Source organism: Nitratireductor arenosus, assembly GCF_009742725.1.
GTDB classification, from domain to species: Bacteria; Pseudomonadota; Alphaproteobacteria; order Rhizobiales; family Rhizobiaceae; genus Mangrovimarina; species Mangrovimarina arenosa.
Window position 1 is genome coordinate 1,313,834 of sequence record NZ_WPHG01000001.1, and the last position, 19,552, is coordinate 1,333,385.

The 19,552-nt window shown below is 67.1% G+C and carries 12 protein-coding genes; 1 reads left to right on the forward strand and 11 read right to left on the reverse strand.

Going from position 1 to position 19,552, the window contains the following annotated elements; all coding sequences use genetic code 11:
* Positions 1 to 26 precede the first annotated feature (26 nt).
* The 11 genes from addA to GN330_RS06345 form a co-directional block, all read right to left on the reverse strand.
* Positions 27 to 3,548 (reverse strand): double-strand break repair helicase AddA, encoded by a 3,522-nt coding sequence (gene addA / locus GN330_RS06295; protein WP_156711754.1) that lies wholly within the window; start codon positions 3,546 to 3,548, stop codon positions 27 to 29.
* Entirely contained in the window at positions 3,545 to 6,670 is a 3,126-nt protein-coding gene (addB, locus tag GN330_RS06300) for a double-strand break repair protein AddB (RefSeq protein ID WP_343040325.1), read from the reverse strand. The genes addA and addB overlap by 4 nt, the downstream gene beginning before the upstream one ends.
* A complete protein-coding gene (locus GN330_RS06305; protein ID WP_156711756.1) occupies positions 6,667 to 7,401 on the reverse strand; it encodes a nucleotidyltransferase family protein in 735 nt (244 codons plus the stop codon). Before GN330_RS06305 ends, addB begins: the two co-directional genes overlap by 4 nt.
* Entirely contained in the window at positions 7,398 to 8,891 is a 1,494-nt protein-coding gene (gene tsaE / locus GN330_RS06310) for a tRNA (adenosine(37)-N6)-threonylcarbamoyltransferase complex ATPase subunit type 1 TsaE (protein WP_281349365.1), read from the reverse strand. The genes GN330_RS06305 and tsaE overlap by 4 nt, the downstream gene beginning before the upstream one ends.
* A gap of 6 nt (positions 8,892 to 8,897) precedes the next feature.
* The gene (locus GN330_RS06315) at positions 8,898 to 11,456 is read right to left on the reverse strand and encodes a sensor histidine kinase (protein WP_156711757.1); all 2,559 of its coding nucleotides are present in this window, start codon (positions 11,454 to 11,456) and stop codon (positions 8,898 to 8,900) included.
* A 202-nt stretch (positions 11,457 to 11,658) separates the two neighbouring features.
* Positions 11,659 to 13,059 (reverse strand): adenosylhomocysteinase, encoded by a 1,401-nt coding sequence (gene ahcY / locus GN330_RS06320; protein ID WP_156711758.1) that lies wholly within the window; start codon positions 13,057 to 13,059, stop codon positions 11,659 to 11,661.
* A gap of 325 nt (positions 13,060 to 13,384) precedes the next feature.
* A complete protein-coding gene (locus GN330_RS06325) occupies positions 13,385 to 13,675 on the reverse strand; it encodes an HPr family phosphocarrier protein (protein ID WP_156711759.1) in 291 nt (96 codons plus the stop codon).
* Positions 13,672 to 14,073, reverse strand: a complete 402-nt coding sequence (locus tag GN330_RS06330; RefSeq protein ID WP_156711760.1) for a PTS sugar transporter subunit IIA — start codon at positions 14,071 to 14,073, stop codon at positions 13,672 to 13,674. Before GN330_RS06330 ends, GN330_RS06325 begins: the two co-directional genes overlap by 4 nt.
* Positions 14,074 to 14,468: 395 nt before the next feature.
* Positions 14,469 to 14,936, reverse strand: coding sequence for an HPr kinase/phosphorylase (locus tag GN330_RS06335; protein WP_156711761.1), 468 nt, complete (start codon positions 14,934 to 14,936; stop codon positions 14,469 to 14,471).
* A 22-nt stretch (positions 14,937 to 14,958) separates the two neighbouring features.
* Complete coding sequence (locus GN330_RS06340) at positions 14,959 to 16,728, reverse strand: sensor histidine kinase (protein ID WP_156711762.1); 1,770 nt, start codon at positions 16,726 to 16,728, stop codon at positions 14,959 to 14,961.
* Between the two features lie 35 nt (positions 16,729 to 16,763).
* Complete coding sequence (locus GN330_RS06345) at positions 16,764 to 17,465, reverse strand: response regulator transcription factor (protein ID WP_156711763.1); 702 nt, start codon at positions 17,463 to 17,465, stop codon at positions 16,764 to 16,766.
* Between the two features lie 351 nt (positions 17,466 to 17,816).
* Here GN330_RS06345 and GN330_RS06350 point away from each other — a divergent pair, with 351 nt between their 5' ends.
* Positions 17,817 to 19,427, forward strand: coding sequence for a phosphoenolpyruvate carboxykinase (locus GN330_RS06350; protein WP_156711764.1), 1,611 nt, complete (start codon positions 17,817 to 17,819; stop codon positions 19,425 to 19,427).
* The last annotated feature ends 125 nt before the right edge of the window (positions 19,428 to 19,552 follow it).

Below are 19,552 nucleotides of genomic sequence, written 5' to 3' on the forward strand. Positions count from 1 at the left end.
GCCACGCCCGTCAAGCGGCGTTTGTCTCACGCCGGCGTGAGTCGGGCAAGGGCTTCGTCCAGCGCGGCGTCCGGCACCCGGACGAGCGCGGGCGCTTCGGTGAACAAGAGGGCGGCCTCGACGCTGCGGCCGGCATAAAGCGGCTGCAGCAGGGCGCGGTAGAGCGCGAGCTGGGCGAGATAGGCCGGCGGCACTGTCTCCAGCGTCGTTGGCGGCGGCCGGTTGGTCTTGTAGTCGACGATCAGCACGTTTTTGTCGGTGACCGCCAGCCGGTCGATCTTGCCCGAAACGGCGCGCTCCACCGCGCCGAAGCGCAATGTGCCCATCAGCGCCACTTCGGCGCGCGAACCGGTCGCGAATACCGGCGCGAAATCGGGATTTTCGAGAATGTCGCGCACCGAGCGCCACGCGCTCTCGCGCTCTGCCGCCGGCCAGTCGGCACCGAACCGGTCGAGATAGCGGCGCGCGGCCGCTTCGCGCGCATCTGGAGGAGCGGCCGGCAGCATCTGCAGCAGGCGGTGGATCGCGGTGCCGCGCCGCGCCGCCGGCGATGCCGCGCCGGCCGGCGCAAGCACCGGCGAGGCGTCGCGCACCCCCTCCTCGCGCCCCGCCTCGATCAAAAGCCCCGTCCCCGAAGGCGAGAGCGGGCGCGGCAAGGCGGGCGGTGGCGGCAGCGCTTCGGTGAGAAAACCGGGCAGGTCCGGTGCCTTCGGTTCTTCGATTGCCTCAGCTGTGACGTCCGGCGCCGCGCGCTGGTGCGTGACGCGGAACCGCCGCACGCCCAGCTCGGCGACCGGATGTTGGGCGGCGATGACGGGCCCGGTGGCGAAGGCGGCTTGCGCCAGTGTGTGCCAGATGCCGTCCTGCGGCGCGCGCACGCCGCGATAGCCGCAGATGATCAGCCTGTCCTCCGCCCTGGTCATGCCGACATAAAGCAGCCGCCGATATTCCTCGCGCGCCCGGTGCGCGATGCCGTCGGCTATCGCCCTGGTCCGGCGATTGGCGGTGTCGGCGCCGGAGCGCCATACGAACCCGTCATCGGCCCACAGCCGTTTTTGCGAGCGGAACGGCATCAGTCGCGGCAGATGGCTGTCCGAAAACGGCGCCGCGCCGTTGTCGACCAGGATGACGATCGGCGCTTCCAGTCCCTTGGAAGCGTGCACGGTCATGATGCGGACCTCGTCGCGCGCCTGGTCCATTTCGCGGCGTATGTCGGGACCGGCGTTTTCCAGCGTCGCCAGAAAGGCTTCCAGCCCGTTCGTGCCGGCCTGTTCGGCGGCCAGGCAGAAATTCAGGAACTCGTCGAGTATGTCGCCGGCCTCATGGCCCAGCCGGCGCACCATCTTGCGGCGCACGCCGTCGCGCGCCAGGATCGCGGCGAAGAAGGCGAACACCGAGCCGGTGTCGGCCTCGCCGCGCCAGCGCGCCAGGTCGGCGGCGATCGCCTGCCAGCGCGGTTCGGCATCCGCGCGTGCGCGCAGCGCGCCGTAAAGCGAGCGCGCCGGGCCGCGATCGGCCGCAAGCGCGTAAAGCGCCTCCTCGTCGAGGCCGAAGACCGGGCTCTTCAGCAGCGTGGCCAGCGACAGGTCGTCCTGCGGCTGCAGGACGAAGCGGGCGAGCGCCATCATGTCCTGCACCGCGATATGGGCGCGCAGGTTGAGCCGGTCGGCGCCGGCGACCGCGATCTCGCGGTTCTTCAGCGCCCGCGACAGCGCATTGATGAACCGGTCGCGCTTGCGCACCAGAACGAGAACGTCGCCCGGCGTCACCGGCCGGCCACGGCCTTCGATGACCTCGCCGGTCTTCAGCCAGTGTGCGACCGTGTCGGCGACGATCTCGGCCAGCCGCGCCGCCGGCGCCGAGGCATGGTCGACCGGTTCGGTCCAGTCCTCCGGCTCCTCGACCTGTTCGGGCGCGATCTGGTCCCACAATTCGACATGGCCGGGCTCGCCGACGCGGATCGCCTTATGCTCGATCGGCTCGGGATCGCGGGTCAGGCCGGCGCGAGCCTCCTCGACGGCGAACACCTGGTCGACGGCGGCCAGCACGTCCTCGGTCGAGCGGAAGGAATGGGCGAGCGTCACCGGTGCGAAACGACCGCCGGCGCTTTCCACCCGGCGCGAGAATTCGCGTTTGTAGCGCTCGAAGGCCTCCGGCTCGGCGCCCTGGAAGGAATAGATCGACTGCTTTTCGTCGCCGACGGCGAAGATGGTGCGGTTCGTCTCGCTTCTGGCGCCCGCGCCGGCGAAGAAATCCTCGGTCAGCCGCGCCACCACCTGCCACTGGTCGGGACTGGTGTCCTGCGCCTCGTCGACGAGGATGTGGTCGATGCCCTGGTCAAGCCTGTATTGCACCCAGGCGCCGACATCCGTGCGCGACAACAGCCACACCGTGCGCGTGATCAAATCGTTGAAGTCGAGAAAGCCGCGCGCCGATTTCAACCGCTCGTAGCGAGCGATCAGCCAGTCGGCCAGCGTCAGCGCGGCGCGGCTGCGCGCGACCATGCGCCAGGTGGAAAGCCGGTCGGCGGCGGCGGCGATACAGTCGGCGGCGCGCGCGAATTCGCTCGCAAACTCCGGGAAATACTCAGCCACGCCCTTGGCCAGGATACGTTCGGTCGGGCGGGGTTCGGCCATGCCGGCCTTCTTTTCATTCAAAAACAGCGCGCGCGCGGCAGAAAAGCCCTCAATGGGGGGCGCCGCGCAGGCGGCGGCCAGCCCGGCGGCGAACGCCTCCGCGGTCTTCTTCTTTGCTTCGCGCGCGACCGCCCCGAAGCGGGCGGCGAGCCCGGCGTCGAAATAAGCGTCCGGCCAGGAAGCGGCGATGATGCCGGCCTCGTCCTCGTCGCCCGAAAAGCCGAACTCCTCCAGGAGGTCGGCGAAAACGCCGCCGTCGCCGCCGATCGCGGCGATGAAGCGCCTGAGCGCGTCGCGCTTGCCGACGATTTCGTTCAAAAGCGTTTCCAGCCCGTGTTCGCCGCCGGCCGCGAGCACGGTGGCGAACGCCTCGGCGATGCCGGCATCGTCGCCATCGCTGACGCCGGCGAGCAGGTCGCGCCTCGCCTCGGCAACCAGCGCCTGCTCCATGCGCCCGTCGAGCAGCTCGAAATGGCCGGCAATGTTGGCCTCGAGCGGGAAGCGGTGCAAAAGCGCCTCGCAAAAAGCATGGATAGTCTGGATCTTCAGCCCGCCCGGCGTTTCCAGCGCCCGCGCGAAAAGCCGGCGCGCCAGCCGCACCCGCCCTTTATCGGGCCGCTTCTGCTCCAGCGCCTCGATTTCGGAAGCAAGCGTGCCGTCGTCGAGCGTCGCCCAGCGGCCGAGATCGGCAAACACCCGGGTCGCCATGTTGGCCGCCGCCGCCTTGGTATAGGTCAGGCACAGGATGCGGGCGGGGTCGACCCCTTCGAGCAGAAGCCGCATCACCCGGCGCGACAGCACATGCGTCTTGCCCGAGCCGGCATTGGCCGAAACCCAGGCCGACAGGCCGGGATCGGATGCCAGCGCCTGGTTCGCCAGCGTGTCGGCGGGAATAGTCCGCGATCCGCTCATGCCTCATCCCCGCCGTCGTCGCCGCCATCGCCGCCGGCCGACCATTCGAGCACCCGGGCGAGATGGTCGTAGTCGCCATCCGTGTCGCCCTCCCGGAACGGCAGCGCGCGCGACAGATAGCCGTTGGCCGGCTCCTGATAATGCGCGACCAGCCGTTCGAGCCGCTGCCAGGCCTCCGTGGCCAATTCCGGCGCGCCGCGCGTCTGGCGTTTATAGGTGAGGATCGATTCGGTCTCGACCGCGCCGTTCGGCCTCAGCCGCACATAGGCGAGATCGGCCGGCGCGCAGGGTCCGATTGCTGCGAACGCGCCGCGCTCCAGAAGCGCGGCTTCGAGCGCAAGCTGCGGCGAGACCAGCGTGTGGGCCTGGCCGCGCGAGGGACCGGAGCCGGTCTTGTAGTCGAGGATGTCGGCCCGTCCGTCGATAAGAACGTCGATCCGGTCGGCGCGGCCCGACAGATGCGCTCCGGTGACGCCGATAATCTGCGGCTCGGCTTTGAGCTCGGCATGGGCGGCCGCGATGGCGCCTGCCCGCGCCCGTTCGAAGGCGATGAGGTTTTCCGCCATGGCGCTGAAGCGCGGCCACCAGACCGCCTCGACATCGGCCGGCAGGCCGGCCTCGGCGAAGCAGCGCCGCGCGACCGCGACGAGCCGTTCGGCCGCGTCGCTGGCGTGCGGGTCGGCGCCGGTCTCGGTGAAGCGGTGCAGGATGTCGTGAAACAGCGTGCCGCGTTCGGCCGCGCCCGGATCGCGCAGCAAGGGTTGCAGCGGTTCCAGTCTCAGGATGCGCTTGGCATAGATCGCATAGGGGTCGCGCCGCAGCGTCTCGACCTCGGTGACCGAGAACCGTCGCGGCCGCGTGTCGAGCGGCGGCGTCGGCGCCGGACGCGGCACGAAGGCGATGTCGGGGCCGGTGTCGAGCGCGCGTGCCCAGCCGGTCAAGGCGGCGCCGCGTTCCCGCAGGCGCGCGGCCTCGTCGGGACCGATCACGGCCAGCAGCCGTTGCAGCCAGCGCGACGGCACCGAGGGCGCGTCGCCCTGGCGCGCGGCGCGGGTCAGCACCAGTTTCGGGGACCCGGCGGCCATGACGAAATCATGCGCGGCAAGCCCGATCCGGCGTTCGGGCGGCTCGAGCGAAAGCCCGGCCTTCATCATCCGCGACATGAAACGGTCGGCCTGGGCGCCGGCCGGCCACACCCCCTCGTTGAGGCCGGCGACCACCATGAGATCGACCGATTGCAGCCGCGCCTCCAGCGCGCCCCAGATCGACACGCGGCTGTCGCCGGCCATGGACGGCTTGACCGTTTCCGGCGCGATCAGGGCCGCGAGGATCGCCGGCCATTCCGTGCCGTCAAAGGCGATTTCGGCGGTATTTTCGGTCAACCCGCGCAGGAAGCCGGCCAGCGCCTCGCCGGCGTCGCCGCCGTAAAGCGCGACGAGATCGCCGGTATCGTCGCGCGCCAGCCGTTCCAGAAGCTCGACGGTCAGCCGGGCGATCTCGGCCACACCGGTCTCTTCGGACCGGCGTCGCGCGGCAAGCGGCGCGACGACCTCGGCGAGCTCTGCGAGCAGGCCGCGCGCGGCCTCGATGTCGCTGGCGCCGAGCCGGGCGAGCCAGTATGGCTTGCGTGGGTCGGCGGCGAAATCGTCGAGGCGGCGGTCGAACAGCGCGGCGAGCGTGGCGATGTCGGGACGCCCGGTGCCGCCGCGCAGCGCCACCAGTTCGATCAGCTCGCCGAGCCGGCGCGCCGTGGCGCGGTCGCGGCCGAGCCGGAACAGTGGATGTTTGAACAATGCCAGCAGCGGCACCGGGTCGCCGGGAGAAAACACGGCGGCGACGAGGTCGGTCAGGAACTGGCCGGGCATGGCGCGCGCCAGAAGGGCGCCACCGGAATCGTCTGCCGTGATGTTGAAGCGCGACAATTCCGAGACGACCCGGCGGGCGAGCGCCCGGTCGCCGGTGACGAGCGCGACATGGTTCGCGCCCTCAGCCAGACCCCGGCGCAGCGCGATCGCCGCGGCGAGCCCTTCCTCGCGTTCGTGCGCCGCTTCCACCAGCACCACCTCGTCGAGCGCGCCGGCCGCGAGCCCGGCCTCGACCGTCGCGCGGCCGTCAATCCAGGCATCGGTGGTTTCTGCCGGCCGCAGCGCTTCGTTGACGATCCGCGCCCGTGCGGCCAGCGCCGGCGGTGCTTGGCCGATCTCGGCCACGTCGTGCCGCCCCGCGCCGATGGTGGCGAGCAGCTTCTTCAACCCGTATTGCGGGTGGCCGAAGGCCGAGCCCGGCTGGCGCGGGTCGCCGATCGCGTTCCACGACCGCTCGTCGAGCGCCGGATCGAGGCCGGGCAGCACCACAGCGCCACGCGGCAGGCGGGCGACCGCCGACAACAAGCGCGCGGTGGCCGGAATGGAACCGGTCGAGCCGGCGGCGATCACCGGCCCGCGCGGCGGCGCGGCGGCAAGCCGCCGGGCTTCGGCGTCGATCAGGGCGTTGCGGTGCGCGGCCGGGTTGGCGCGGTCCCGCTCTTTAAGCGCCCGCGGCCAGGCCGTGGTGACGATTTCGAGAAATTCCAGCGTCACCTGCCACCAGGCGGCGAGATCGCCGCCGGCCAGCGAGGCGAGCGCGCTCCAGTCCGCGTCCTCGGTCTCGATTTCGTCCATCAAGGCGGCGAGGTCGCGCGCCAGCCAGATCGCGTCGGCCATCGAGGCCGGTACCGTGATCTCCTCCTCGAACAGGGCGGCGACATGGGCCGGCAGCCGTCTTTTCCAGGCCTGCGCAAGCGGCGCGAGCGCCAGCAGGCGTTCCATCGGCGCGATCGGCGGGGCGAGGTCGAGCCCGGCCGCGCCCTGTTCGTCGAACAGGGCGGCGTCCTCGTCGAAATCGCCGAGCGGTCGGATGACCGGCAGGATCGCCGAGCCGGAGCCGAGTCGGTCGACGAAGGTGCTGCGCAGCGCGCGCGCTGCCCGGCGTGTCGGCACGTAGAGGGTCACGTCGGCGAGCGTCAGCGGATCGCCGCCGAAGACGAAATCCTCGACCAGCGTGCCGTTCAACAGGGCTTCGGCCAAGGTCGGCAGAAAGGCCGCGCCGGGGGGGATCGAATAGAGGCGCGGCGCGGTTCTCACCGCGCCTCGGCCTCCGCCATCGCCGCTTCCAGCGCGGCCTCGGCGAGCGCAATCGCCTCGGGTGTGCCGACCGTGATCCAGCGGCCGGCGAGGTGCTGTCCGAACAGTCGGCCCCGGGCGATCGCCTGGTCGAAATAGCGATTGAGCGAATGCGGCTCGGCTGTCGCGCCCGCGAAGATGCGTGGATGAAGGATCGCCGCCCCGGCATAGATGGCTCCGTCCGGCGCCCCGCGCGCCCGCTGCAGCCGCCCGGACTTGTCGACCGAGAAATCGGCGCCGCCGCTATGGCCAACCGCGAGCGCCGGGTCGGCGAGCATCAAAAGGATGTCCATGCGGTCCTCGTCCCAGGCGGCGGCCAGCCGGACGAGGTTGGATTGACCCTGGTCGATCCAGAACGTGTCGGAATTGACGACGAAAAACGGCTGGGCTCCCAGCAGCGGCAGCGCCTTGACGATGCCGCCGGCCGAATCGAGCAGCACGGCGCGTTCGTCCGATATCAGCGTTTTCGGCCGTTGCCGCGCGGCGACATGGTCGATGATGCGGACGCCCAGATGGTGGACGTTGACCACGGCGGTCGTGGTGCCGGCCTCGGCCAGCGCGTCGAGCGCCCGGTCGAGCATCGCCTTGCCGCCGATTTTCACCAGCGGTTTCGGCAGGGTTTCGGTGATCGGGCGCAGGCGCAGGCCGAGCCCGGCCGAAAGCACCATCGCGGTGGCGGGGACCGTGCTCATGGCGCGGCCTCGTCCAAAAGCGCGTTGTCGCGGTAGAAGGCGGCGACGGGCGCCAGGGCGGGGTGACGCAGCGCGCGCTCGAGATAGGTCCGGATGCGCGGCAGGTGGCGCAGGTAGCCGGCCTTGCCTTCGCCGCGGTCGAGGCGCACGAAGATGCCGAGAATTTTTGAGTTGCGCTGCGCCGCCATGACCGCGAAATCCCGTTCCAGCCGCTGCGCGTCGAACGGCCCGGCCGATTGCCTGGCCGCACAATAGGCCGACACGATCTGCCGCTCCAGCCCCTCGGGGATCGTCACGCGCGCATCCTGGGCCAGCGATGCGAGGTCGTAGGCCGTCGGGCCGATCAGCGCATCCTGGAAATCGAGCAGCCCGATCCGGTCGAAGCCCTGCCGTTCTGCCCGCCAGACGAAATTGGGCGAATGAAAGTCGCGCAGGACGATGCCGGTTTCGGCGTCCCGGATCGTGTCGAATACCGTGTTCCAGGCGGCTGCGAAACGCGCCTTCAGCGCCGCGTCGGCGGCCCGGCCGAGCACATGCGGCGCATACCAGTCGATAAAAAGCTCCGCCTCGATCATCAAAGCATCGCGATCGTAGGGCGGGACGCGGTAGGGCGCGCGGCCGGCGACCGGCAGGCTGTCCGGCCAGGCTTTGTCGTGCAGCGCGGCGAGCAGGCGCGCGGCCTCAAAATAGCGCTCCGCCACCGGTTCGCCGGCCTCCGACAGGAACCGGCCGGTTCCCAGATGCTCGAGCAGCAGGAAACCCTCGTCGAGATCGGCGGCCTCGATGCGCGGCGCGCAGAACCCGCGCGCGCGCAGGGCGTTCGCCATCGCCACGAACGGCGTGACCGACAAGGCCCGGTGCGCGATCTGATTGTATGAGCGGCCGTCCCTGAGCGGCGGCCCGGCCGGTTGCTCGGGCGCGTTCATGAGGATGGTGCGCTCGCCGCCGGCCGTCACGGTCTCGTAGGTGCGGTAGGAGGCGTCGCCCTGCAAATGGTGCCGATGGGCGGCACCCCGGCCGGCCTTATCAAGGAAACGCCGTGCCGCCAGCGAACGGGCGAGCCGCGCCATCGCACCTGCTGCGCCGTCGATCGTCGCCAGCCGCCCGTCGCCATGATGGTCGAGCCGCACCGTCAACGCGGCCCCGTCGAGACGGTCGCCGGCGCGCTCGGGCCATTCGACCAGCACCACCCCGGTCTCGGCCAGCTCGTCGAAGCCGAGTTCGTCGAGTTCGTCCGGCGCGGCCAGCCGGTAGAGGTCGCAATGGTGCAGATCGAAGCGCAGCGCGTAGCTTTGCACCAGCGTGAAGGTTGGCGAGGGAACCTCGAGATCCGCCTCGGCGGCGACGGCGCGAATGATCGCGCGTGCCAGCGCCGTCTTGCCGGCGCCGAGGTCGCCTTGCAGCCGCACGACGTCTCCGGGCGTAAGTGCCATGGCGAGGTTTTCACCCAATCGAACCGTGGCCGCCTCGTCGGGCAGGACGATACGCAACCGCCTTTACTCCGCTGCCGCCCGTACCCCTTTCGGCGCGACCGGAAAGCGGCAGGTGACGGTGGTGCCGCGCGCTTCGCCGGTGTCGATCTCGACCGAGCCGCCATGCAACTCGACAAAGCTCTTGACGATCGACAGGCCGAGGCCGGCGCCACGGCGGCGGCCGCCATTGGCATGGGGCTCGAAGCGCTCGAAGGCGGCATCGAGGATTTCCGGCGGCATGCCGGGTCCGTCGTCATGGACGCGGAATTCGACCTGGTCGCCGGTCATCCGGCACGTGAGCGCGATCGTGCTGCGCTCGGGGGCGTAATTGGCGGCGTTGGACAAAAGATTGAACAGGATCTGACGCAGCCTGTTCTCGTCGGCATGCAGGCTCGGCGGTGCCTCCTTGGTGTCGACCGCGATCGCGATCTGGTGTTCGCGCAGCTTTTCGCCGATCAGTTCGGCCGCCTCGCCGACGATGCGTGTGACCTGCACCTCGCCGATCTCGAGCTGCATGATGCCGGCGTCGACCGTAGCCAGGTCGAGTATGTCGTTGACGATCGTCAACAGCACCGAGGAGGAGGAGGCGATATGGTCGACATAATCGCGCTGGCGCTCGTTGAGGGGACCCGTATCGGGCATCATCAGCAATTCGGTGAAGCCGATAATGTTGGTCAGCGGAGACCGCAATTCGTAGGAGACGTGCTGCACGAAGTCGTTCTTGAGCTGGTCGGCTTTCTGCAGCGCCTCGTTCTTGTCCTGCAGCGCGCGTTCGAAGTTCACGCCGTCGGTCACGTCGACGAAGGTCGTCATGACCTGCCCGTTGGGCAGCGGGATCATCGCATAGGACAGGATCGTGCCGTCGACGAGTTCCGTTTTGCCGTGCGTTTCGAGCCGTTCGTCGTCGAAACCGGTCACGGCGGCGACGAAGTCGGTCCACGGACTTTGCGGGCAGTTTCGCTCGCACGCGTCGCGGATCTTGGCGATATGGGTGTTGGTGCCGATTTCGGCCCCGTCGAGGCGCCACAGCGCGATGAAGGCCGGATTGAACAGCCTGACGCGTCCGTCAGGCCCGAAAACGGCAACCCCTTCGGCGAGATTGTCGAGCGTTTCGCCCTGGACGCGCACGGCCGCATTGTACCGGCTCTCCAGGTCGAAGCGCTCGGTCATGTTCTCGAACACCCAGGTCACGCCGCCTTGCGGATGCGCGCTGGCGACGACGCGGATCGTGCGCCCGTCGGGGATGTGCCACCAATGTTCCTGCGGCTCCACGGCCCGGTAGGCCGATAGCAGGTTTTCCTTCCAGCGCCGCCATTCCGGTTGCTCGGCGAGTTTGCCGTCACTGCGCAGGCGGTCGAGAAACATGGTGTTGTCGGGCCGCGCCTCCAGGAAGGCACTGTCGAGTTCCCACAATTTCTGGAAGGCCTGGTTGAAGAAGCGCAGCTTCTGGTCGGCGTCGTAGATTGCGACCGCCGTCGAAAGCTGGTCGAGCGTTTCGGCGTGGCTTTTGACGGTGCGTTCATACTCGGCCCGCAGCGCCTCGATATCACTCTTGTCGACCGCCAGGCCGGCGGCCACGCCATTGGCGCAAACGCTGGTCACGGAATAAAGCCTGCGGTCCCCGTCGACGACGGCGGGAAGATTCCGGTGCAATGCCGGTTCGGTCAGGTGTTGCCGCGCTATGTTTTCCCGCGCCTGGGTCGCCAGCAGTTCCTTGCCCTGGGCAATCGCTGCGTCGGGCGTGTCGCAATCCACCGCCGCGGCATAGGCCGCGTTGACGGTGCGCAACCGGCCGGTCTCGCTACGCAGCCAGAATGGCATGTCGAGACTGGCGACCAGCGCCAGTACGGCCTCGTGGTCGACCGCCAGCGCGGCATGGTCGGCCTTGAGCGCGGCATGCTCCGTCTGCCGGCGGGTCAGCGACAGAAAACGCACGATCGCGTGCGAAGTCGATTTACGGCCCAGCACCTCCAGCAAGGTGCCCGACTGCGCCTCCACGACAAGATCGAAGGATGTTCCGGTTTCGCGCAGCGCGGCGATCGCATTATCGAGCATGGCGGCCGAGCGCGCCGTCAGCCAGCGTCCGAAGGCCAGGAAGGAACTGCGCTCGTCGGGAACGCCGGGAGCAGCCGACAGAGTGCCGACAAGGTCCGGCTTGTGTCGTTCGCCCGACCACACCACGGTTCTTTGGTCCTTGGTGGTCAGCATCGCTTCGGCGCGCTGCACCGCCGCGTTCAGCTCCGCGATCCGCTCCCGCAGCACGAGATTTTCGGCGGCGATGCGGCCACGCTCTCGAATGAGCCATATAGCCGACACCATCGCGGCGCCCATCACGCCGGCGAAGGTGGCGATCTGGATCACCTCGGACGCGCCGAATGCCGTGTCTCCGAAAGCGTCGAACCCGGCTTTGGGAATATCCTGGGCGCGCGCGAGGATCGTCGACGACAGATAGCAGGCCAGCCCGGCGCCCGCCGCAATGCGCAAGCGCACCCGCCGGCTGCCTGCGTAATCCGGTCGGTCTGCTGTCCTGGCTCGCTTGTCATGCCCGCTGATCCCCGAATCCTGCGGGCCTTGTCCTCGCATTCCCTTTTCCTCTCCGCCGCGTGAACGCCATGGCCGCCCGGCCGCATCGTCGGCAATGCCCCGTCCCGGGCGCGCCATCATGGCGAATCACGTCACTGTACCGGCCAAGCGAATCGGCGTGAAGAAGGGCGTGCGACAAAAGTAATGCCGGGCGGTTTGTCAACCGCCCGGCATCAATATCTTGTGTTGTTGGTCCGCTAGATCAATATCTGTAGTGTTCAGGCTTGAACGGACCTGTCGGTGTCACCCCGATATAGCTCGCCTGGTCGTCCGACAGCGTTGTCAATGTCGCGCCGAGCTTGTCGAGATGCAGGCGCGCCACCTTCTCGTCCAGGTGCTTAGGGAGCACATAGACCTCGTTCTGGTAGTTCGCCCCCTTGGTCCACAGCTCGATCTGAGCGAGCACCTGGTTGGTGAACGAGGCCGACATCACGAAGCTCGGATGGCCGGTGGCGTTGCCGAGATTGAGCAGGCGCCCTTCCGACAGAAGCAGGATGCGGTTGCCGCCGGGAAACTCGATCATGTCGACCTGCGGCTTGATGTTGGTCCATTTCAGGTTGCGCAACGCAGCGATCTGAATCTCGTTGTCGAAATGGCCGATATTGCCGACGATGGCCATATCCTTCATCTTGCGCATGTGATCGATGGTGATCACGTCCTTGTTGCCGGTCGTGGTGATCACGATATCGGCGGTCGGCGCGGCCTGGTCGAGCGTCACGACCTCGAAACCGTCCATCGAGGCCTGCAGCGCGCAGATCGGGTCGACCTCGGTCACCTTGACGCGGGCGCCGGCGCCGCGCAGCGAGGCGGCGGAGCCCTTGCCGACATCGCCATAACCGCAGACCACGGCAACCTTGCCAGCCATCATCACGTCGGTGGCGCGGCGAATGCCGTCGACCAGCGATTCCTTGCAGCCATATTTGTTGTCGAATTTCGACTTGGTGACCGAATCGTTGACGTTGATGGCGGGGAAGGGCAGCAGCCCCTTCTTCTGCAGCTGGTAGAGCCGGTTCACGCCGGTGGTCGTCTCTTCCGTCACGCCCTTGATGGCGTCGCGCTGGCGGGTGAAGAAACCGGGCGTTTCGGCCATGCGTTTCTTGATCTGCTTGAAGAGGATTTCCTCTTCCTCGTTGCCGGGCTTCGACAGAACGTCCTCACCGGCCTCGGCGCGCGCGCCGATCAGGATATACATGGTGGCGTCACCGCCGTCGTCGAGGATCATGTTGGACGGTTCGCCGTCCGGCCACTGGAAGATCGCGTCGGAATAATTCCAATAGTCCTCGAGCGTTTCGCCCTTGATGGCGAAGACCGGCGTGCCGGTGGCCGCGATGGCGGCGGCGGCGTGATCCTGGGTCGAGAAGATGTTGCACGAGGCCCAGCGGACCTCCGCGCCCAGCGCCTGCAGCGTTTCGATCAGCACGGCCGTCTGGATCGTCATGTGCAGCGAACCGGTGATGCGCGCGCCTTTCAGCGGCCGCGCCTCGCCGAATTCCTCCCGGCACGCCATCAGACCCGGCATTTCGGTTTCGGCGATATCGATCTCCTTGCGGCCCCAGTCCGCCAGCGCGATATCCGCGACCTTGTAATCCAGTTTTTCTGTCATCGCATTACTCCTGATGTCTTCGCTGCGCGGCAGCCGGCGGCGGTGATGAATAAGCCGGCCGGTCATTCGAACTCTCGTCGGACGGTGCGCGGGGCGGGCGCGGCCGTTACCGACCGGCGCATGTGCCGCGGCACGCTGCGGATCCGGTTGGTTCAGACCGCACGACGAGCGCCTGCGGGCGCGGGTGCGCCCTGCCCGACGGGGCGCTGTCTAGCAGATCGGCGAAAGCCTCACAACAGGATATAAGGAAATCTTTATCTGTGCATATGCGGTGTGCCCGTCCGGTCGTCCGCCAGGGATCGCGACGGGCATCACGGCGTTGCCCTCATATATCCTCGCCGAAGCGGTTGGCGATCAGCGTTTCCAGCGCCGCCATGGCCCGTGCCGCGTCAGCGCCGGTTGCGGTGACGCGAATGCTGCAGCCGGGGCTCGCCGCCAGCATCATCAGTCCCATGATCGAGGTGCCGCCGACCGAAACGCCGTCCTTTTCCACCGTCACCTCCGCCTCGAAACTGCCGGCGAGCTGGACGAAGCGCGCCGAGGCGCGTGCGTGCAGACCGCGCTTGTTGACGATCTCGAGGTCGCGCACGATCATGTCTTCGCGCGTCGTCGTCATTTGCCGTTCAGGACCCGGCTCGCCACGTTGATATATTTGCGCCCGGCGGCCTGGGCGCCTTCCAGCGCCGCGGCCATGTCGTTATTGGCGCGCACGCTGGTGAGCTTGATCAGCATGGGCAGGTTCATGCCCGCGATCACCTCGATGCGCCCGGGCTCCATCACCGAGATGGCGAGGTTGGACGGCGTGCCGCCGAACATGTCGGTGAGGATGACCACGCCGGCGCCGTCATCGACCCTCGCGACGGCCTCGACGATGTCCTGTCGACGCAGTTCGATATCGTCGTCGGCTTCGATGGGTACGGTCTCGAAAGCGTCCTGGGACCCGACGACATGTTCGACGGCATGCCGGAATTCTTCGGCAAGGCGACCGTGCGTGACCAGCACGACTCCGATCATGAATGCTTCGCTCCCGTCAGCGCTCCCTGGATCGGAGCGCATCTGTTCTACATTTTCGTCGCCCGCCAACCCGGCGGCAGGTGCGCTATCTTGTCGACGGGCCGGCCTTTGACAAGCCCAAATGTCGGATCACGTCCGATCAATATGGCCGAAAACGGGTTCGCGCGGGCGAAAAACACGGGAAACGATGGCGAACTCCGACCGTTTTCAGTGGTTCGGCGTGGCGGGAGGACGGGAATCAAATCGGCTCCTACGAATGCCGTTCGCCTCGGAAAATTCCCTGTAACGAATTGAAAGGCAACGATATTCGTCGTCAGCAGTACTGTCCGTTCCCGTGTCGATCCGGCGCCGCCGGCACGGCGATGATGTCCGCCCGCGCCGACAGGCCGCAGCGCTCAGGCGCGCGTTTCGTCGCAACCAGTCTTTGACCGGCCGAGCGCTTCCAGCCGGGCGAGAATGGCCGGTATCGCGGCGGTGGCGGCACGCTCGGCGGCGATGAGCGCGGCGATTTCGACCTCCTCCACCAGCTCCGCGCCGCCGGGGTCGAGGCGCGGCACGTCCCGCGCCGGCATCAGCCTGACGCACAAATCGATCACCGCCGCCTGTTCATGTGCCTCCGCGATCGGGCCATATCCGTAAATTTCGGCCAGCCCGGCGATCGTGTCGGGCACCCGCGCCACCACCCTGGAGCCGTGCCGACGAAGCAAGAGCCGGTCGTCGCCGACAAGCCGGGCCGGCACGCCGCTCGCCCGGCAGCGCGCCACGAGGGCAAGCGCCAGCGTCGATTTACCGGCCCCAGACGGCCCCATCACGATCACGCCGCGGTCGCCGATGACAAGCCCGCTTGCATGAACGTTTTTCATCGGCCGGTCACGGGTGTTTTCCTCAAACTTCGGCGGGCAGCTTGACGATGAAGCGCGCGCCGCGCACGTCGCCGGATTTGCTTCCGGGGATGTTTTCGGCGGTCAGCGTGCCGCCATGGGCCTCGACGATCTGCCGGCTGATCGACAGGCCGAGCCCCGAATTCTGCCCAAACGCCTCGCCCTGCGGCCGGTCGGTGTAAAACCGCTCGAAGATGCGATCGATGTTCTCGGCGCGGATTCCCGGTCCGTTGTCGTCGATGGTGACGATGATGTTGCGGGCGCTGCGCGCGAGCGTCAACTGGACGCGTCCGCCCTCGTCCGGCACGAAGGAGCGGGCATTTTCGAGCAGGTTGGTGAAGACCTGGCCGAGCCGGAGATCGTGGCCGTTGACCAGGAAACCGCGCCCGTTCTGGCCGGCCTTGGCGATACGGAATTCGATTGCGACCTGTTTCTTGTCACGCGTATGCGCGCCGGCGGCCGCGACGAGCTCGGTCAGGAACTTCTGCAGGTCGAGCGGCGCGGCATCGGCGCGCGCGAGTTCGGCGTCGAGCCGGGAGGCATCGGAAATATCGGTGATCAGGCGGTCGAGCCGGCGCACGTCGTGCTGGATAATCGCCAGCAGCCGGCTGCGTGAATCCTCGTTGCGAGCCAGCGGCAGCGTCTCGACCGCGCTGCGCAGCGAGGTCAGCGGGTTCTTGAGTTCATGCGAGACGTCGGCGGCGAAACTCTCGATCGCATCGATGCGGGCGTAAAGCGCCTTTGTCATATCGCGCAGCGCGATCGACAAATTGCCGATCTCGTCCTGCCGCTCGGAAAAGTCGGGAATTTCCTCGCGGCTCCTCACCCCGCGCCGCACGCGCACCGCCGCCGCCGACAGCCGCCGCAGCGGATTGGCGATCGTGGAGGCGAGCAGCATCGACAAAATCGCGGTCACCAGCGCGGCGACGCCGAAAACGCGGAAGATGGCCTTGCGCTCGTCGGCGACGATCTTGTCGATGTCGCCGCCCTGGGTCGACAACAAAAGTACGCCCAGAACGGCGCGGAAGCGTTGGACGGGCACGGCCACCGACACGATCATCTCGCCCTGTTCGCTGATGCGCACGACAAAGCCGGGCGTGCCGATCAGCGCCCGCATCACCTCCGGATAGGCCGCTCCGTTGCCGCCCGGCTGTTCGCGATAAAGCGGCAGGTCGCTGCGGCGGAAGAAATCGGAGATGAACTTTTCGACGCGGTCGAAGAAATCCGGCTCGGCCTCCTCGAGCGGCGGCAGGTCGTAGCGCAGGATCTGGCCGCGCGAATAGAGATGACGCGAATCCAGAAGCAGGTTGGCGTCACGATCATAAATCCGCGCGCGGGTGCGCGTTGGCGAGATCAAACGGCGCAGAAGGGGCGCGACCAGCTCGGGATTGATGGGGAATTCGAGGCTGTCGAGCTGGTCGGTACCCGGCGCCAGGCTTTCGCCGGCCTGCAGTTCGAGCAGTTTTTCCGGGTCGATGCTGATTGCGTCGGTCTCGACCGTGGCGGAGGCGGCGACGGCGGCGGCGATGATCTCGCCCTGGGTCATCAGGCTTTCGACCCGCGCCTCGATCAGCCCGTCGCGGAACTGGTTCAGGTAAAGAATGCCAAGAACGAGCACACCGAGCGCGGCGAGATTGAGAAACAGGATGCGCCGGGTCAGGCTGGAAAAGATGTGATGGCCCAGAAACCGGCGCAGGGGCACGGTCAGCCATCCGACGACGGATGGACTGCTTCTTGCCGTGCCTGTCCGTTTGCGTTCGGTTTCGGCCACCATCTGTTGCCGGGTTCCACCCGACGCCTGTCCCAGTTTCACGCCTCGCGGAAGCGGTATCCAACACCATAAAGCGTTTCGATCATGTCGAATTCCTGATCGACCACCTTGAACTTCTTCCTGAGGCGCTTGATGTGGCTGTCGATCGTGCGGTCGTCAACATAGACCTGTTCGTCATAGGCCGAATCCATCAGCGCGTCACGACTCTTGACCACGCCGGGACGCTGGGCCAGCGAATGCAGGATCAGGAACTCGGTCACCGTCAGGATGACCGGTTCGCCCTTCCAGGTGCAGGTGTGGCGCTCCTGATCCATGACGAGCTGTCCGCGCTCGAGCGACTTCGTCTGGGTGCCGGGCGATTTGGCGGCGGCTTCGCGCGCGTTGGCGCGGCGCAGCACCGCCTTGACCCGCTCGACCAGCAGGCGCTGCGAGAATGGTTTGCGGATGAAGTCGTCGGCGCCCATCTTGAGGCCGAACAGTTCGTCGATCTCGTCATCCTTCGACGTCAGGAAGATCACCGGCATGTCCGATTTCTGCCGCAGCCGGCGCAGCAGTTCCATTCCGTCCATGCGCGGCATCTTGATGTCGAGAATGGCGAGATTGGGCGGGCGGGCGGAAAAGCCGTCGAGCGCGGACGCTCCGTCAGTATAGGTTTCCACGCGATAGCCCTCCGATTCCAGGGCGATGGAGACCGAAGTCAGGATGTTGCGGTCATCGTCGACGAGCGCGATCGTTGCCATGTCAAACGTATCCCTCATAAGCGGGCGTCCCTTCCTGCTTCCGGAAAGGGCTATAGGCGGACAAATTGGGTACAAAATGTGGCACAGATCGAAGGTCGTGTCACATGCGCGACCGCGCGGCCGCCGCATTGCCTGTGCATGACGCGTCGCCAAGGGTGGAAAAATTTAACCCTTTTTCAACAGGCAAACCGTTTTTAAACGATTTAAGAAAATTTCAAAAAATTTAAATCGATTAATGATTTGAAACAAAAAGGCTTTTCTGTTTGTGACCTTTGGCCGATGCTTGCCGGGTCGAGGTTAGCGCATCGGCGTGCGAACCAACGCAAAAAAGGACGCCAGGGAGCGGAACGAATGCGAGAGATCGGCAAGCGCAATCCCCGTTGCGGGATCGACACTATCGGGCTCGGCAAGGCGGGGGCCGCCCACTACAATCTCTGCGAAGCCGAGCTCTACGAGGAGGCGTTGCGCCGCGGCGAGGCCCGGCTGACCGCGCATGGCGCGCTCGTTGCCCTGACCGGCCAGCACACCGGCCGTTCCGCCAAGGACAAGGTCGTCGTGCGCGATGCCGCCAGCGAGCCGCATGTGTGGTGGGACAACAACAACGCCATCACGCCCGAGCAGTTCGATCTTCTGCTGGCCGATTTCCAGGCCCAGGTCGAGGACCGAGACCTGTTCGTGCAGGACCTTGCCGGTGGCGCGGATCCTGAAAACAGGCTCCCGACCAGGGTCGTGACCGAATATGCGTGGCATTCGCTGTTCATCCGCAATCTTCTGATCCGCCCCGACCGTGCGGCGCTCGACACGTTCGAGCCGAAACTGACCATTATCGACCTCCCTTCGTTCCGCGCCGACCCGGCGCGCCACGGCACCCGCGGCGAGACGGTGATCGCGGTCGATCTCAGCCGCATGATCGTGCTGATCGGCGGCACCTCCTATGCCGGCGAAATGAAGAAGTCGGTGTTCACGGTGCTCAACTATCTGCTCCCAAATGGCGGCGTCATGCCGATGCACTGCTCGGCCAATGTCGGCCCCGACGGCGACGCGGCGGTGTTTTTCGGACTGTCGGGCACCGGCAAGACCACGCTCTCGGCCGACCCGCGTCGCACGCTGATCGGCGACGACGAACATGGCTGGGGCGAGGACGGCATCTTCAATTTCGAGGGCGGCTGCTACGCCAAGACCATCCGCCTGTCGGCCGCCGCCGAACCGGAAATCTTCGCCACGACGCGCCGTTTCGGCACCGTGCTCGAAAACGTCGTTTTGGACGAGAACCGCGTTCCCGATTTCGACGACGGGTCGCTGACCGAAAATACGCGCTGCGCCTATCCGCTGCATTTCATCCCCAATGCCAGCGACAGCGGCCGCGCCGGCCATCCGCAAAACATCATCATGCTGACGGCCGACGCGTTCGGCATTCTGCCGCCGATCGCCCGGCTGTCGCCGGCCCAGGCGATGTATCATTTCCTGTCCGGCTACACCGCCAAGGTCGCCGGCACCGAAAAGGGCGTGACCGAGCCGGAAGCGACCTTCTCCACCTGCTTCGGCGCCCCCTTCATGCCGCGCCATCCGGCCGAATACGGCAATCTCCTGCGTGAGCTGATCGCCCGTCACGGCGTCGATTGCTGGCTGGTCAACACCGGCTGGACCGGCGGCGCCTACGGCACCGGTTCGCGCATGCCCATCAAGGCCACGCGCGCGCTGCTGACGGCGGCGCTGGAGGGCTCGCTCAACGCCTGCGAGTTCCGCACCGATCCGAATTTCGGCTTCGAGGTGCCGGTTGCCGTGCCCGACGTCGACGCCGCCATTCTCGATCCGCGCGCGACCTGGGCCGACCAGGCCGCCTATGACCGGCAGGCCGCCAAGCTGGTCGGCATGTTCATCGACAATTTCGCCAAGTTCGAGGCCCATGTCGACGCCGGCGTGCGCAGCGCAGCGCCGCAGGTTCAGGTGGCGGCCGAATAACGGTTCCGGGAGGGTTTCCCGTTCCGATATCGGCCCGGCCTCGCGCCGGGCCTTTTCTTTTTGGCTGCGGCGCGGCATGTGTGTGCTGTGGCGGGTTCGGCAAAACGACGAAGGCTCTCCTTGCT

Bases quoted from the DNA above. Each gene is read 5' to 3' on its own strand.
- GN330_RS06340 (WP_156711762.1), bottom strand. From the start codon at position 16,728: ATGGTGGCCGAAACCGAACGCAAACGGACAGGCACGGCAAGAAGCAGT.
- GN330_RS06325 (WP_156711759.1), bottom strand. From the start codon at position 13,675: ATGACGACGACGCGCGAAGACATGATCGTGCGCGACCTCGAGATCGTC.
- GN330_RS06335 (WP_156711761.1), bottom strand. From the start codon at position 14,936: ATGAAAAACGTTCATGCAAGCGGGCTTGTCATCGGCGACCGCGGCGTG.
- GN330_RS06330 (WP_156711760.1), bottom strand. From the start codon at position 14,073: ATGATCGGAGTCGTGCTGGTCACGCACGGTCGCCTTGCCGAAGAATTC.
- ahcY (WP_156711758.1), bottom strand. From the start codon at position 13,059: ATGACAGAAAAACTGGATTACAAGGTCGCGGATATCGCGCTGGCGGAC.
- GN330_RS06345 (WP_156711763.1), bottom strand. From the start codon at position 17,465: ATGGCAACGATCGCGCTCGTCGACGATGACCGCAACATCCTGACTTCG.
- GN330_RS06350 (WP_156711764.1), top strand. From the start codon at position 17,817: ATGCGAGAGATCGGCAAGCGCAATCCCCGTTGCGGGATCGACACTATC.
- addA (WP_156711754.1), bottom strand. From the start codon at position 3,548: ATGAGCGGATCGCGGACTATTCCCGCCGACACGCTGGCGAACCAGGCG.
- GN330_RS06305 (WP_156711756.1), bottom strand. From the start codon at position 7,401: ATGAGCACGGTCCCCGCCACCGCGATGGTGCTTTCGGCCGGGCTCGGC.
- GN330_RS06315 (WP_156711757.1), bottom strand. From the start codon at position 11,456: ATGCGAGGACAAGGCCCGCAGGATTCGGGGATCAGCGGGCATGACAAG.